Origin of the sequence: Desulfurobacterium sp., assembly GCF_027028515.1 — a bacterium.
Taxonomy (GTDB): Bacteria; Aquificota; Aquificia; order Desulfurobacteriales; family Desulfurobacteriaceae; genus Desulfurobacterium_A.
In genome coordinates this window covers 1-13,460 of record NZ_JALVIW010000045.1, presented here as the reverse complement: position 1 = coordinate 13,460, position 13,460 = coordinate 1, and the positions used below count along the sequence as shown (strand labels likewise).

General features: G+C 40.2%; 19 protein-coding genes and 1 rRNA gene. 5 read left to right on the top strand and 15 right to left on the bottom strand.

Going from position 1 to position 13,460, the window contains the following annotated elements; all coding sequences use genetic code 11:
• Together MV676_RS04075 and MV676_RS04070 are read left to right on the top strand one after the other, a co-directional pair.
• A partial coding sequence (locus MV676_RS04075; protein WP_297445476.1) for a LysM peptidoglycan-binding domain-containing M23 family metallopeptidase occupies positions 1-524 on the top strand: 524 nt, incomplete at its 5' end.
• A 3-nt stretch (positions 525-527) separates the two neighbouring features.
• A complete protein-coding gene (locus MV676_RS04070) occupies positions 528-854 on the top strand; it encodes a hypothetical protein (RefSeq protein ID WP_297445475.1) in 327 nt (108 codons plus the stop codon).
• Here MV676_RS04070 and MV676_RS04065 read toward each other — a convergent pair.
• From MV676_RS04065 to amrB, 8 genes are read right to left on the bottom strand one after another with little or no spacing between them, the layout of a single operon-like run.
• A complete protein-coding gene (locus tag MV676_RS04065; protein ID WP_022847735.1) occupies positions 813-1,157 on the bottom strand; it encodes a VanZ family protein in 345 nt (114 codons plus the stop codon). The two genes, MV676_RS04070 and MV676_RS04065, sit on opposite strands and share 42 nt — an antisense overlap.
• Complete coding sequence (locus tag MV676_RS04060; RefSeq protein WP_297445474.1) at positions 1,150-2,718, bottom strand: DNA repair protein RecN; 1,569 nt, start codon at positions 2,716-2,718, stop codon at positions 1,150-1,152. The genes MV676_RS04065 and MV676_RS04060 overlap by 8 nt, the downstream gene beginning before the upstream one ends.
• Positions 2,718-3,311 carry a ribosome biogenesis GTP-binding protein YihA/YsxC gene (yihA, locus tag MV676_RS04055; RefSeq protein ID WP_022847737.1) on the bottom strand — a complete coding sequence of 198 codons (594 nt, stop codon included), beginning with the start codon at positions 3,309-3,311 and terminating at the stop codon, positions 2,718-2,720. Before yihA ends, MV676_RS04060 begins: the two co-directional genes overlap by 1 nt.
• Positions 3,308-3,874, bottom strand: a complete 567-nt coding sequence (locus MV676_RS04050; protein WP_297445471.1) for a TlpA disulfide reductase family protein — start codon at positions 3,872-3,874, stop codon at positions 3,308-3,310. The genes yihA and MV676_RS04050 overlap by 4 nt, the downstream gene beginning before the upstream one ends.
• On the bottom strand, positions 3,871-4,803 hold the full coding sequence (gene trxB / locus MV676_RS04045; protein ID WP_297445470.1) for a thioredoxin-disulfide reductase: 933 nt from the start codon (positions 4,801-4,803) through the stop codon (positions 3,871-3,873). The genes MV676_RS04050 and trxB overlap by 4 nt, the downstream gene beginning before the upstream one ends.
• The gene (trxA, locus tag MV676_RS04040; RefSeq protein ID WP_022847740.1) at positions 4,803-5,132 is read right to left on the bottom strand and encodes a thioredoxin; all 330 of its coding nucleotides are present in this window, start codon (positions 5,130-5,132) and stop codon (positions 4,803-4,805) included. Before trxA ends, trxB begins: the two co-directional genes overlap by 1 nt.
• A gap of 4 nt (positions 5,133-5,136) precedes the next feature.
• On the bottom strand, positions 5,137-5,415 hold the full coding sequence (locus tag MV676_RS04035) for a metalloregulator ArsR/SmtB family transcription factor (RefSeq protein WP_297445469.1): 279 nt from the start codon (positions 5,413-5,415) through the stop codon (positions 5,137-5,139).
• A 43-nt stretch (positions 5,416-5,458) separates the two neighbouring features.
• A complete protein-coding gene (gene amrB / locus MV676_RS04030; RefSeq protein ID WP_297445468.1) occupies positions 5,459-6,259 on the bottom strand; it encodes an AmmeMemoRadiSam system protein B in 801 nt (266 codons plus the stop codon).
• Between the two features lie 117 nt (positions 6,260-6,376).
• Here amrB and MV676_RS04025 point away from each other — a divergent pair, with 117 nt between their 5' ends.
• Positions 6,377-7,189: a PD-(D/E)XK nuclease family protein gene (locus MV676_RS04025; RefSeq protein ID WP_297445467.1), complete on the top strand. Its 813-nt coding sequence runs from the start codon at positions 6,377-6,379 to the stop codon at positions 7,187-7,189.
• Between the two features lie 2 nt (positions 7,190-7,191).
• Positions 7,192-8,031, top strand: coding sequence for a deoxyribonuclease IV (gene nfo / locus MV676_RS04020; RefSeq protein ID WP_297445466.1), 840 nt, complete (start codon positions 7,192-7,194; stop codon positions 8,029-8,031).
• Here nfo and MV676_RS04015 read toward each other — a convergent pair.
• Both MV676_RS04015 and MV676_RS04010 read right to left on the bottom strand, forming a co-directional pair.
• Positions 8,006-8,368, bottom strand: coding sequence for a metalloregulator ArsR/SmtB family transcription factor (locus tag MV676_RS04015; protein WP_297445465.1), 363 nt, complete (start codon positions 8,366-8,368; stop codon positions 8,006-8,008). The genes nfo and MV676_RS04015 overlap by 26 nt on opposite strands.
• 100 nt (positions 8,369-8,468) lie before the next feature.
• The gene (locus MV676_RS04010; protein WP_297445464.1) at positions 8,469-8,750 is read right to left on the bottom strand and encodes a hypothetical protein; all 282 of its coding nucleotides are present in this window, start codon (positions 8,748-8,750) and stop codon (positions 8,469-8,471) included.
• Between the two features lie 514 nt (positions 8,751-9,264).
• On the opposite strand from MV676_RS04010, the gene MV676_RS04005 reads away from it, so the two are divergent.
• Positions 9,265-9,906 carry a hypothetical protein gene (locus MV676_RS04005; RefSeq protein WP_297445462.1) on the top strand — a complete coding sequence of 214 codons (642 nt, stop codon included), beginning with the start codon at positions 9,265-9,267 and terminating at the stop codon, positions 9,904-9,906.
• Here the strand turns inward: MV676_RS04005 and murC are convergent.
• The 5 genes from murC to rrf all read right to left on the bottom strand — a co-directional run bounded on the left by murC (position 9,869) and on the right by rrf (position 13,459).
• Positions 9,869-11,257, bottom strand: a complete 1,389-nt coding sequence (gene murC / locus MV676_RS04000; protein WP_297445461.1) for a UDP-N-acetylmuramate--L-alanine ligase — start codon at positions 11,255-11,257, stop codon at positions 9,869-9,871. The genes MV676_RS04005 and murC overlap by 38 nt on opposite strands.
• Positions 11,258-11,331: 74 nt before the next feature.
• A complete protein-coding gene (locus MV676_RS03995; protein WP_297445459.1) occupies positions 11,332-11,772 on the bottom strand; it encodes a hypothetical protein in 441 nt (146 codons plus the stop codon).
• Positions 11,726-12,154, bottom strand: coding sequence for a flagellar FliJ family protein (locus MV676_RS03990; protein WP_297445457.1), 429 nt, complete (start codon positions 12,152-12,154; stop codon positions 11,726-11,728). Before MV676_RS03990 ends, MV676_RS03995 begins: the two co-directional genes overlap by 47 nt.
• A complete protein-coding gene (locus MV676_RS03985) occupies positions 12,154-13,176 on the bottom strand; it encodes a PilZ domain-containing protein (protein WP_297445455.1) in 1,023 nt (340 codons plus the stop codon). The genes MV676_RS03990 and MV676_RS03985 overlap by 1 nt, the downstream gene beginning before the upstream one ends.
• Positions 13,177-13,342: 166 nt before the next feature.
• A 5S ribosomal RNA gene (gene rrf / locus MV676_RS03980) occupies positions 13,343-13,459 on the bottom strand.
• Between the last annotated feature and the right edge of the window lies 1 nt (position 13,460).

Here is a 13,460-nt window from a genome sequence, read left to right as displayed (position 1 = left end):
TAGGAAAAATTGCAAAAAAATTTGGCGTCTCCGTTAGAAGCATAATAAGAGTAAACCACATTAGAAAACCTTACCTCATAAGACCGGGACAGAGGTTAAAAATTCTTGTTGGCTACAAAGACCGCCTTGCCCTAAACAGACCAATTGAATTCAAAATGCCACTTGACGGGCAGATAGACACCACCATAAGAGCAAAAGGATACAAGGGAATATTCATAATAGCCCCACCGGGAGAACCTGTTAAAGCAGCAGAGGTTGGTATAGTTAAGTTTGCGGGGAAGGATGACAAGCTCCTGAAAAAGTATGGAAACGTCATCATTCTTGAGCATCCTCAAGGATATACGACCATTTATGCATCTCTGGGCAGAATAGATGTAAAACCCGGACAGCTGGTTCACAGAGGAGAGGTTATAGGGACTTCTGGAATATCCGGCGACTGGGGAAGAAGCGGTCTATACTTTGAAATAAGCAGAATTCATAACGGAAAAGCATATCCTCTCAATCCTTTAGAGGTTTTAAGGTAAACAATGAGAAAGGCCGTTGAAGGCACATTAACCCTGTTTAGCCTCCTGCTCATAAGCGCTCACTTTCTAAGAGCCGGAAATCCACTGCTTTCCGCCGGCTATCTTTCCCTCTTTTTTCTATGGTTTTCAAAAAGCGCAACTGCAAGAAAGATTTTACAAACAGCGCTCCTTGTTGGAATAGGCATTTACACTTATACAGCTTATCAGTTAATCACGAAGCGCATCACTTACGGACTTCCCTACATGAAAACGGCTATAATTATGGCAGGTGTTAACGGATTTATCTTTTTAGCGTTTCTTGTCCTTACCTACCAGACAAAGAAGAGATGATGCAGCCGAAAACAACAGAAATCCAGCAGCTATACCGATTGTATCAGCAACAACGTCCTTCCAGTCACAGCACCTGCCCGGGACAAAAAGCTGCGTAAGCTCTATAAAAACACCGTAAGAAAAAAGTAATAAAAAAAGCCTGGCTCTATCAATCCAAAAACTGCCTAAAAGAGCAAGATAGAGAAAAGCAGCAATGTGATTAAGCTTATCGTTTGTAGGTGGAAGTGCCTGAACAGGAATGACGGAAAAAATGTAAATAGAGATAAGAGAAAAAATAAAGATACTTTTTACTTTCCTATCCAAGTTCACCTTTCCTATCCATAAGCTCCCGGGCAGCTTGAAGCGAACCTTCCGTCATTTCTCCTGCTATCATCCTGGCTATTTCCCTTTCCACATCTCCTTTCTCAAGAGGAAACACTGCTATCTCACCCTTTGGAGACTTCTCCACTTTGAAAACAGTATCGGCCATAGCAACAACTGCAGGCGAATGAGATACAGCTATAATCTGAACATTCCTTGAAATTTTAAGCAGTTTTTCCGCTACGCGAGAAAGAACCTTCCCCGACATACCGGCATCTATCTCATCAAAAACAAGAACATCGGAAGCCTTTCCACCTTCAGCAAGGATAGATAGGAGTAACCTTGAAAGTTCGCCGCCGGAAATCGAAACATCAACAGGTTGAAGCGGCATAGCTGGATTACCTGTAAATAGGAATGAAACTCTATCTTTCCCAGTAGATGAAAGGGGAACGGCTTCAAATTCTATTTTGAACCTCGCATTCTTAAGCTCAAGCTCTTTCAGGTGTTCTTTTATCCGTCTCTCAAGGCGTCCTGCCGCCTTCCTTCGTGATTTTGACAGCTCTTCTGCAAGTCTTTCAACCTTCTCCTTGGCTTCAAGATAAGATTTTTCTGCAGATTCTATCTTAAAATCAATGTTCTCAAGCTCCTCAAGCTCCGCCTTCGCTCTCTCATAAAATACTCTAACATCGCCCCACGAAGGACCGTACTTTTCTTTAAGTTTTCTCATCTCGTAAAGTCTATCTTCTATTTCCTCAAGGGAGCTCTCCGTCTCCGGAATAGAAAGCCTCTTTTCAAGTTCAAAGACAAAACCCTCTATTCTATAATGGATATCCGAAAGCTCCTCAATTAAATCTTCCACATCAAGCTCTTCTATCTCCCTCAAAACCCTCCCTATTTTACTGTGGGCAGAATCTTCTCCTTCATACAGTTCAGCACGGGAGAGGGCCATTACCTCTTTTATTTTTTCTGCCTTTGAAAGGATATCCACAAGCCTTGAAAGCTCGTTTTCTATCTCCTCTCCCCACTCAACACTCTCAAGCTCATTTATCTGAAATTTAAGAACATCAATCTTTCTCTTCTTCTCTGCCATACTCTCTTTAAGAATTTCTAACCTCCCTTTAGCCTTTAAAAAAAGGGTATAAGCTGCCCTGTACTCTTCAAGCAAATCACTGTTACCTGCAAACTGATCCACAATCTTTAGTTGACGTGAAGGTTTCAAGAGGGTTATAGACTCATGCTGAGATTGAATGGTTATGAGAGGGGCTATGTTTTCTTTTACTAATTGCTGAGGAACGCGCCTACCGTTAAGGAAAAACCGGGTCCTACCGTTGACAATTTCACGACGGACAATTATCTCCTCTCCATCTCTCTCAAACACCGCCTCGACAACCGTCCCGTTAGAAATGGGAAGTTTTACCCTATCCCCTCTAAGAAAACCTACTGCACCAAGGAGGAGGGATTTTCCAGCCCCCGTTTCGCCAACGATAACGTTCAATCCATTATCAAAGATAAGCTCCGCCTCTTTTATCGTCGCAAAATTTCTAATTGAGAGTTCCGAAAGCATTACTGCTCCAGAAATTGTTCTATCTGCTTCAAAATCTCAACCCTTCCTTCCCGGGTTCTGGCAGAAAAGGGAATTACATTGACGCTGTCATCTATCCCCAACTTCTGTCTGATTCTCCTCTTTAGTGTAGCCCTTTCAGACTGCTTTTTTAACCTATCCACTTTCGTTGCAACAACACAGAAAGGAATTCCGTAATACTCAAGCCACTCCTTCATCATAATATCCTTGTCAGTAGGACCAACCTTTGAATCAACAAGCAGAAAAACTCCTTTTAATTTATCCCTTCCTGTAAGGTAAGATTCTATAAGCTCCTTCCAGCGCCGCTGTTCAGCTTTCGAAAGCCTGGCAAAACCGTAACCGGGAAGGTCAACGACAAAAAACCTATCATTAACAAAGTAAAAATTAACGGAACGCGTCTTACCGGGGGAAGAACTCACCTTTGCAAGGCGGTAATTCTTGACAATCGTATTAAGAAGGGAAGACTTGCCTACGTTGGAACGTCCGACAAAGGCAACCTCATTGTAAGGTGTATCTGGCAGGTCTTCCGGTTTAAAAACCGTTTTGTAAAGTTGTGCTTTCTTTACCGTTATCATTCGTGGAGTAGTTTATCTATGGCAGCTTTGTATTTTACCTCATCACCGGGGGCAAAACCAACACCATAGTAGCAAACATCTCCGTTTTTATCTATGAAAAATGTCTGGGGAATTATATCACTTCCGGTAAAGTAGCCCGGATAATTCATCCAGGTTTTCTGGTCAACAACAACCACGGGATACTTAATCCCTTCCTCCTTAACAAACGCTTTTAGAGCTGGCGGAGGATTTCCTTCGTAATCAGTATCCATTCCGATTACAACAACCTTTCCGCCATACTCTTCATAAAGCCTGTTAAGGACAGGAATCTCCCTTCTGCAGGTTGGGCAAAATGTCCCAAAAAACTGAAGAACAACAACCTTTCCTTTAAAATCCGAAAGTCTTATCTTCTTACCGCTTACCGTTTGAAGCTCAAAGTTATAGCCAACAGCACACTTTGGTTTCTCAGGCTCTCGCGACTCTTTCTGAACAGCAGAATTTTCTTTAGAAACAGTCTTATTCTGACCACAACCGCCGATAAGGGCAGCCGCAAGAAGAAGACCGACAGCTATTTTCTTTTTCATTTCCTCTCCTCTAAGTATCTTGATGCTGACATTGCCGCAACAGCCCCATCGGCTGCGGCAGTAATCACCTGCTTGAGCGGCTTTTTACGTGTATCACCGGCAGCAAAGAGGCCTGGCGTTGCCGTTTTCATCTCATCATCGGTAAGAATGTAACCTCTATCGTCAAGCTCAACAAGATGAGCTATAGGCGCTGTATTTGGTTCACTACCTATGAAAATGAATATACCATCAACTTTCTGCTCGCTTTTTTCCCCTGTAACCGTATCTTTAAGCGTAAGAGACTCAACAAATTGATCACCGTTAATAGATTCCACAACTTTGTTTAAAACGGGTTTTATCTTTTCATTTGCCTTTACCCTTTCTTGAACAATCGGAACAGCACGGAACTTATCTCTCCTGTGAATGAGGTAAACCTTGTTTGCAAATTTCGTTAGAAAGAGGGCCTCCTCAAGTGCAGAATCTCCACCACCAACAACAGCAACATCTCTTCCTTTAAAAAGAGCACCATCACATACAGCACAGTATGAAACACCCCTTCCCAAAAATTCTGCTTCACCGGGAACACCGAGTTTTCTTGGCGTAGAACCTGCAGCCCATATAACAGTCCTGGCCTTAACTTCACCACCAGATTCAAGCTTTAAAATAAAAATGTCACCATCAATATCAACTTTATTGACGGAATAACCGCTCTTTATAACGGCTCCAAAATTTTCAGCCTGCTTTTTCATCCTATCGGAAAGCTCAAAACCGGCCATTGGCTCAGGAAAACCGGGGTAGTTCTCTATCATCTCGGTAACAAGAAGCTGCCCGCCGGGAAACATGGCGTCAAGAACGAGCGTCTTAAGGTTACTTCTACCCGTATATATGGCAGAGGCCAGCCCCGCAGGACCGGCTCCGACTATCACAACATCCCAGAGTGTATCAAACATTACTCTTCCCCGATAAATCTTTCTATCGTTTGCTCAAAAACAGCCTTAGGTTGAAGACCCACCTTAACATCGGCGGGCTCACCATTAACAAAAAGCATAACCGTAGGAATACCTCTTATGCCGTACTGCATAGCAAGCATCGGAAGGTCATCCGTATTAACCTTAAAAACTTTAATCTTTCCTTCGTACTGATTTGCAAGCTCCTCTATTGTAGGTGCCAGCATCCTGCAAGGTCCGCACCACGGTGCCCAAAAATCTACGAGAACCGGTACATCAGAAGCCAAAACTTCCCTTTCAAACTCTTCAATTGTCTGGATCTCTCTTGCCATCTAACTACTCCTCCTCTTTAAGTATTCGTAAGATTTGTATTACTCTATCATCTTTAATTCTGTAGCACGTTCTAACACCCTCTTTTTTATAGCAGATAACGCCTGCATTTTTTAAAACATTAATATGCTGAGAAGCTGTGGGCTGAGGGATACCAAGCTCCTCCCATATTTCCTTAACACACTTCTCGCCACCTGCCAGATACTCTACAATCTGAAGTCTTTTAGGATGAGAAAGTGCTTTTAAAAGTTCAGCTACCTCCTGATAGTCAACCTTCGTTTCCAATGTTCTCTCCTTCTCAATTGGATTATGAGAATTGATTATACCATTAATATATGATTAATCCACCATAGCTGACAACCTCTCTATAATTTCCTGTAACATCACCGGATGTTCTGTACATTACAAGTTCTGCCGCCGTAGCACCAAGTAGCTTTGCCGCGATAAGACCTACTGTTGCCGGAACAACACCACACATGGATATGTCATAAGTAACAACCCTGGTGTAGAGTTCGTAAGGGTTGAGGTCTAAAATAGCATCTATGGCAAGTTTATCCATCTCTTTCGCCTTCTCCTGAGTAACGTAGTGGGAAAAATCAGAGCTTATAACTATTAAACCATCTTTATCGGAAAGAGACTCAGCCAAAATCTTTCCAGCCTGCTCACACACATCATAGTTTATGAAGCTAAAAACAATAGGTACAATGGAAAGCGTTTCTCTAAACCCGGAACAGTACTGAAGAAATGGAAGCTGAACTTCAAGCGAATGTTCGTATATGTGAGCATTAACATCAGGTTCGTAAGGTGGATATTTCACAAGCTTTTTCGATACTTCGCTGTTTACGGGAACCTCACCAAACGGCGTAACCCAGATACCGTCCGGGAAAACAGACACCCTCCTGCCAAATCCTGTGTGATTTGGCCCAAGCAGAACATTCAAATCGGGAATCTCCACCCTACTATAAGTTGCACCGGCAACCCGACCGGAATAGATGTATCCTGCATGCGGAACAATTACTGCTTTTGCCTTAATTTTTGGTGCAGGCTCACACATAGAATCAAGCATCATTTTTAAATCCTCAGGTGACGCTGGATAAAACTGCCCTGCAACCGCCGGATAACGAACCATCCCATTCCCCCTGAAATGAAGTTTTTTCCAAAGCACTTCCTCTAAATTTAAATATAACCCTTTTCAAACCAGGTTTTACAACAGAACTTGAATCTATTTAAATGGTAGAATAACGTCATGAGAGCCAAAATTAATGAGAATATATATATAGATATAAAACATCTACGACCGTGGTCTTTCTCAAAAATTCAAAAAGCGAAAAGGTGCGCCTACGATTTCTATTGGACCTATGTGGAAAAACAGGAACCGGCAGAACGGGCAGATTTTTTCATTCTTGGAAGTGGCGTTCACTATATACTTGAAAATGCCATAAATACCGTTTTCAAAAGGCGAAAACCTCTCAACTACAACGTGTTAAAGTACTTCTTCGAACAGTTCAAGCAGAAAGAGCCTTCAATAGAGTATGAAAGGGTAAAACCGTTCATGCCTAAAATCTTAAACTACGTGAATGGACAACTAAGGAGGCTGGGGAAAATTCACTTCTTCCATTCAGAAGTAGAACTTTGTATAAACAGGGAATTTGTACCGGCCGGTTTTAACGGACAAGAGGCTTTCATAAGGGGAAAACTTGACTTTGTATTTGCTCAGGACGATACCCTCTACATTGTTGACCATAAAACAAACAGAAGCAGAGAATTCTCAAAAAGAATGAAAACACAGCTACGCTGGTACGCACTTTTAGCAAAGGCAAAATATCCCGAATTTAAAAAGCTTGCCCTCGAAGTTCACAACGTTCGTTACGGATTTGTCAAAAGAGTAATTTTTACAGATACTGACATTCTCCATTTTAAGCTTAGATTGGTACCCATCATAGAGATGGTTGAGGAGGAGTTTTTCGGAAAGAGTTTTGCAGATCTGACACCATCACCATCATCAACAAACTGTAGGTGGTGTGACTTTAGACACATCTGTCCGGCTAAAAAGGAGTAAGCATGAAGTTTGTAGGTGCCCACGTCAGTACTGCCGGAGGCGTTTCAAACGCACCATTAAACGCCATGAAAATAGGAGCAAAGGCGTTCGCTCTGTTTACAAAAAATCAGCGGCAGTGGAGAGCAAAACCGATATCTGAAGAAGAGGTTGAACGTTTCAGAGAAAACCTTGCTAAATCGGGCATAAAAACAGATCACGTTCTTCCTCACGACAGTTATCTTATAAACTTAGGCCACCCTGTAAAAGAGAAACGGGAAAAATCTATTAATGCATTCATAGACGAAGTCAAAAGATGCGAAATTTTAGGATTAAAGTATCTCAACTTCCACCCTGGAAGCCATCTCCGTCAGATTTCAGAAACGGAATGTATAAGATTAATAGCCAATTCCATAAACCGGACACTTGAAGCAACACAGAACGTAACGCTGGTACTTGAAAACACCGCCGGACAGGGAAGCAATGTTGGATACAGATTTGAACATCTTGCAGAAATAATTGATCTTGTCGAAGACAAAACAAGAATCGGCGTCTGTCTTGATACCTGCCATCTGTTTGCGGCAGGCTACGACTTAAGAACAGAAGATACCTTTAATGAAACGATGAAAAAGTTCGATTCTATCGTTGGATTTCACTTCCTTAAAGGTATGCACCTGAATGATGCCAAATCACAGTTTGGCAGCAGAGTCGACAGGCACCACTCTATTGGAAAAGGAAACTTAGGAATTGAACCGTTCAGGTTTATAATGAGAGACAATAGGTTCAATAATATTCCATTAATACTTGAAACGATAGACCCGGCGCTATGGCCGGAAGAGATTAGATTCCTGTATTCGTTTGCTTAGAACAAATTTCATCAACATCATGTATAGAATTCAGGTGTTTTCTGTCTCTTTTTGTTATTTCCCAATCTTCACCTATATCCTTTAAAAACTCAAGGAGTTTCTCTACATCTTTATTGGGTGGCGAAGATAAAGAGTAAAGAATTTTTACCCCTTCTCTCTTATCTTCAACAAGATGAAACCTTTTAAGGACAGAAAGATGAGTCGAAACAGTAGCCATCGAAATACCCAAGACCTGGGCTATTTCACAAACATAGGCAGATCTTTCCTGTAGCATCTTCACTATCCGCAGCCTGTTCGGTTCTCCTAAAATCTTCATGGCTTCAGCAAACTCTCTCACTCCTCCTCTCCTTTAAAACAGTTTTTTTATGAAACCCGGCTTTATAAAGCCGGCGAACTGCTCTATAGTAGCCGCCAGGATTTTCACATTATCAAAACCTTTATTTAAAAGATAAAAGTAAACTATGGAAGCTTTTATTTTTCCAGCACAGAAAAAGACACACCATCTTATCTCCTGGAATTTCATTAACTCTATCGGGGATCTCGTGAACAGGAATATTAAGACCAAAAGAGAAGGAAAGCAGTTCAGTCTCTCTTCTATCCCTTACATCAAGAAGAATTGCTTTGTCTTTCTTCCGTAACTCAAAGAATTTTTCTGCAGAAATTTTATGTTTTCCCGAAGCCCAGAAATCAAAGTCCATATTTTTTAAAAGATTTTCCATAACTACCTCCTCTCATTTTAATTTTACTATTGCTTATCTATTAATGCAAGTTTTATTAAATAAATTTCTTATTGTAAATGATTTTCCTTTAAATCTCCGGGTAGTGTTACTGACTTTTCCAGCGTCATACAGCAAATAGACTTGTTTTAATAAAAATTTTCTTCATGCATTTCTATAAATTTCCGGACATTCTTCTTTTCACATCTCTCTAATATCCTGCTGACAGACACTTTAAGAGGCTCACTCTTTCGTCTTTCATAACCCATCTTTCTCATTAAACTGCAAAATTCTTCAAGGACTGTTCTTCCGGTTTTAATAAATATGACAAAAATAAACATTATTAAAATCAATGAGACAAAACAAACGACATAAAGTTTTCTGAAGATTGTTTTATTAGTAAATACTAATTTTGTAAGTGCGCCCAACTTTCCGCGTAATTTTCCTTCAATACTTCTAAACAGCTTCCAACAATTTGGTATTATTATTAAAAACAACCAGCTCGGAGAAAATAAAGATGGAAAACGTTAATGCTATTGAAATAATAAAAATGTCATGGCAGGTAACAAAGAAAAAGTTTGGTATTATAATAAAAATTCTAAGTATCTACTTTTTAATTGTCTTTGCACTCCAGATGCTAACCGCAATCCTGGCAAAGCTCCACCTTTATCTTGCAGGTGACGTTATAGGATTTCTATTTGTCGATTTGCTCAGCGGCGGCTTAATCTATACAATGATAAAGCTGGTAAAAGAAGGAACCGCCGAAGTAATGGACCTTTTTATTATGTTCGAAGATATGAACTTAGGAGCAAACTTTGTAATAATGAGTGTCCTTAAAATTATTATCTTAGCGATTGCCTTTACACTTTTAATAATACCCGGAATATACCTTTCTGTAGGTTACATCTTTGCGCAATACCTTCTCATCGACAGGCGACTTTCACCATGGGAAGCTCTTGAAACAAGCAGAAAAACTGTCCACAAGCACTGGTTTAGGTATTTTATATTCGTCAACCTTATCATCCTTTTAAATGTTATAGGTGCCCTGTTCTTTTTAATTGGACTGATTGTGACAGTACCCCTGTCCATCGTTGCCTTTGTTGAACTTTACGAAAGAACGTTTAGCGGGAAGAGCCTTCTAAAATCTTCTTCTCCTTGAGGTGCTTTAAAATTTTTTCCCCGGCAAGATAGACATCACCGGCACCAAGGGTTAATAGAACCGTATTAGACTTTAAAAGTGGAAGGATATGAAAAACCGCTTCGTCCACACTTCCTACATACGTCCCACCACAAAGGCGTGCAAGCTTTTCCGCCGAAACTGATTCTATGGGCATTTCACCGGCAGGATATATGTCAACGAGAAAGAGGTTATCTATCCTGCTTAAAACATCAGCAAACTCATTCCACAAAAGTTTTGTCCTTGTGTAACGATGAGGCTGAAAGAGAACCAGAATATTCCTATCAGGGTAGGCATCCTTTATACCTTTATACGTATTTTCTATCTCTGTCGGATGGTGACCATAATCATCAATCACAACAACACCAGCCTCCTCGCCTTTAATCTCGGCTCTCCTCTTCGCGTTCTTAAAGGTGGAAAGGCTTTCTGCTATCTCGTTAAAAGAAATCCCCGCCTCAAGAGAAACACCCACAGCTGCAAGAGCATTCAGAACATTGTGCTTACCCGGAATAGGAAGGTGAATTTTTCCTTCCAATCTACCTTTAAACAGAACTTCGAACTCTACCGAAAGCCCTTCCTGTTTCACGTTGCAAGCACAGAGGTCAAATTCTTTAGAAAAACCGTAAACGATTTTCCTTTTATAGATAAAGGGCAAAATCTCTCTAACATTTTCACACTCACCACATAAAAAAACTTTCCCGTAAAAGGAGACTCTATTTGCAAATTCTGCAAAGGAATGCTTTATGGTTTCAATGTTCTTATAAAAATCAAGATGATCCGCATCTATGTTTGTTACAACACTGACTGACGGAAGTACTTTTAAAAAAGTTCCATCACTTTCATCCGTTTCAGCAATCATCACCCTGCTTTTCCCATAATACGCATTGGTGAAACCTAAAAAATCAAGCTTCCCACCAACCAAAATCGTAGGCTCAACACCAGCATCATAGAAAATTTTAGAAATCATAGAGCTTGTTGTTGTTTTCCCGTGAGTCCCGGCAACAGCTATTCCCTCTCTGAATCTCATAAGTTCCGAAAGGGCGTCACACCTCGGAATAACTGGAATTCCTCTCTCAAGAGCTGCTACTATCTCAGGATTTGAGCGCTTCACAGCAGAAGTATGAATAACAACATCCGCCCCTTCAACGTTCTCCTTTTTATGACCAATGAAAACCTTTATTCCTTCCCTTTCAAGGAACTTTGTTGTTTCACTCTCTCTTATATCTGAACCGGTTACATAATAACCTTCTTTTTTGAAGAGATATGCAAGGCCAGAAATACCAATCCCGCCTATACCTATAAAATGAACATGCTTTACAGAAAACTTAAACATGAATCTTCTCCAGAGAAAAATAACAGACTTAATTATACACGGTAGGTGTTTATTTAAAAAGATTAACCACCTTTTTACTTTTTCACCTCTGCCATTATCCTGACAATTTCGTTCACCTTATCAGGTCTAACATAATTCAAAATCTGACCTGCGTATCTCTCCTTCATGTTCAAAAATATATAAGCTGCCTCCGTCATATTATCCATGGCAGAAATTTTCTGTCCAGCAAGTTCTGGATCCATCTTGGAAAAAATCTTTGCTAACCTTTTGTAACGCTCATTCTGAATGGACTTAAGTTCTTCTTCAAAAGCTTTCTTCTCTTCCGCTAACTTTTTTCTTTCTTCTTCTATTTTCTTCAATATAGACTCATTCTTTTGAATAAGTTTTTGCACCTCTTCTCTAAGAGCAGTTAAACGTTTAATCTCCTTTTGAAGTTCAACCTTTTCCGCCTCCTGAGAAAAGGCAGGATTAATCATTAAAAGCAGAATCACTAAAACGCCTGCTAAATATCTCATCGGCAAGTCTCCCTTCCTGAATCAGCTCTTCTTTCCTTCTTTCTCTTTCCAGTTTCATTATAAACTTTTCAACCGCCTTTTTCTCACCGTGCAGAACAGCGAGTTCTCTCTTTAAATTTTCTGCCTCCTTAAGTAAAGAAGACCTCTCTTCCTCTTTTTTCTTTATTTCTTCAAGAACATAGTGGCAATAAATGTTCTTTTCAAAAATTTCAGCGGCCGTTCTGCCTCTCTGCATGTCAAACTTTAACCTATCGTAAATCCTATTTAACGATTCAACTTCTTTTAAAAGTGCATCTATACGGTCAAAAACCTGTCTAAGCTTATATTCCTTCTTTTTTATAACCAAATCACGCTGTTTAATAAATAGAGAAAGTACCTTCATTATCTTTTTCTAACAAAGAGTTCCGCCAATTTTTTCTGTTCTTTCTTAACAAACCTTAAAATAGCTTGCTGTTCTGTGTCTTTTATATCTACAAATTGAACGCCAAGACACAAAACCTTTTCCCTTAAATCCTCATTAACAACACTCCCCTTTAAAGAAAAATGCTTCCCTTCAAGGAAAAATTCAAGCTTAACCTCAGAGAGAATCGAAACAGATGGCTTCTTTTTGCCGTAGGGGAAACAAATCCTTGCTCCGCCGCCACTTATATCTTTTAATCTACCTTCATACCATTCCCAACCACCGTCTGTTGATACGCCAAATTTACACAAAATATCAACCTCAACTCTCGCAAAGTTCCTCCTCTGATACCTTTGCAGGGAGAAGGTATGGGGAACCTTTATGATAATTCTGTCCCCTTCCTTATAAACTTCTTCCACGGGAACAACAAACTTATATATAGCATCGGCCTTTCTTATAAAAACGAAAGTTACTTCATCACCAGTCTTTATCCTATTCATAGGAAAAGGGTCTGTAAATGCCCAATACATATACCTCTCGTCTTTATCAAAAAGTGCCACATCCGCAGAATAACCATCCGCAAGTTCCACACGCGCCGGTTGAAAAAGCTCTATATCTTTCGTTGAAACAAGTGGAACAAAGAAAGGAACAGCATCAAACCCAAGCTTTTCTCTCATAGATCTTACAATCTCTTCATCAGCATCAGGTGCAGTGTGAAGATAAAAATCAACCACCTTCTCGAATGCAACTTTAAACTCAAGGGTTAAAAAGGGATCTCTCCCCTCTTTTACAGAATATTCCCAGAGAATTTCCGCTTCTTTCTCCGAAAGCCCTTTATCCATAGCCTCTTTAAAAAAAGAAGCCCTATAACGTCTCTTCTCAAAAAACTTCTTAACTACAGCAACTGTGAAGAGAAACAGAGCAAAAACAAGAATCAGCAGAATAAAAACAATAACATAAGAAGTTGATGCAACTGGAAGCCTCAGATAGTTAAAATAACGCATTTCCCTTTCCTTTCAGGATTTTTAGCATTTTAAATTGTATCAAAAATCCACGGCCAGAATTTTAGTCCTTACAACATATTCTCGGAAAAAGGAAAAAATATTTGAGAAGCTTCAACACCTGAAACTTAAAAAGAAAACAGTAAAAAAGACTTTAAAAATAAAAAAAGCCTGGCACCGCCCTACTTTCCCACCCCGTCTCCAGGGCAGTATCATCGGCGCTGGCGGGCTTAACTTCCGAGTTCGGAATGGGATCGGGTGTTTCCCCGCCGCTATGGGCACCAGGC

Excerpts from the sequence above, each read along its gene's own strand:
- MV676_RS04070 (WP_297445475.1), top strand. The coding sequence starts at position 528 with ATGAGAAAGGCCGTTGAAGGCACATTAACCCTGTTTAGCCTCCTGCTC.
- MV676_RS04060 (WP_297445474.1), bottom strand. The coding sequence starts at position 2,718 with ATGCTTTCGGAACTCTCAATTAGAAATTTTGCGACGATAAAAGAGGCG.
- yihA (WP_022847737.1), bottom strand. The coding sequence starts at position 3,311 with ATGATAACGGTAAAGAAAGCACAACTTTACAAAACGGTTTTTAAACCG.
- MV676_RS04050 (WP_297445471.1), bottom strand. The coding sequence starts at position 3,874 with ATGAAAAAGAAAATAGCTGTCGGTCTTCTTCTTGCGGCTGCCCTTATC.
- trxB (WP_297445470.1), bottom strand. The coding sequence starts at position 4,803 with ATGTTTGATACACTCTGGGATGTTGTGATAGTCGGAGCCGGTCCTGCG.
- trxA (WP_022847740.1), bottom strand. The coding sequence starts at position 5,132 with ATGGCAAGAGAGATCCAGACAATTGAAGAGTTTGAAAGGGAAGTTTTG.
- amrB (WP_297445468.1), bottom strand. The coding sequence starts at position 6,259 with ATGGTTCGTTATCCGGCGGTTGCAGGGCAGTTTTATCCAGCGTCACCT.
- MV676_RS04025 (WP_297445467.1), top strand. The coding sequence starts at position 6,377 with ATGAGAGCCAAAATTAATGAGAATATATATATAGATATAAAACATCTA.
- nfo (WP_297445466.1), top strand. The coding sequence starts at position 7,192 with ATGAAGTTTGTAGGTGCCCACGTCAGTACTGCCGGAGGCGTTTCAAAC.
- MV676_RS04010 (WP_297445464.1), bottom strand. The coding sequence starts at position 8,750 with ATGGAAAATCTTTTAAAAAATATGGACTTTGATTTCTGGGCTTCGGGA.
- MV676_RS04005 (WP_297445462.1), top strand. The coding sequence starts at position 9,265 with ATGGAAAACGTTAATGCTATTGAAATAATAAAAATGTCATGGCAGGTA.
- murC (WP_297445461.1), bottom strand. The coding sequence starts at position 11,257 with ATGTTTAAGTTTTCTGTAAAGCATGTTCATTTTATAGGTATAGGCGGG.
- MV676_RS03995 (WP_297445459.1), bottom strand. The coding sequence starts at position 11,772 with ATGAGATATTTAGCAGGCGTTTTAGTGATTCTGCTTTTAATGATTAAT.
- MV676_RS03990 (WP_297445457.1), bottom strand. The coding sequence starts at position 12,154 with ATGAAGGTACTTTCTCTATTTATTAAACAGCGTGATTTGGTTATAAAA.
- MV676_RS03985 (WP_297445455.1), bottom strand. The coding sequence starts at position 13,176 with ATGCGTTATTTTAACTATCTGAGGCTTCCAGTTGCATCAACTTCTTAT.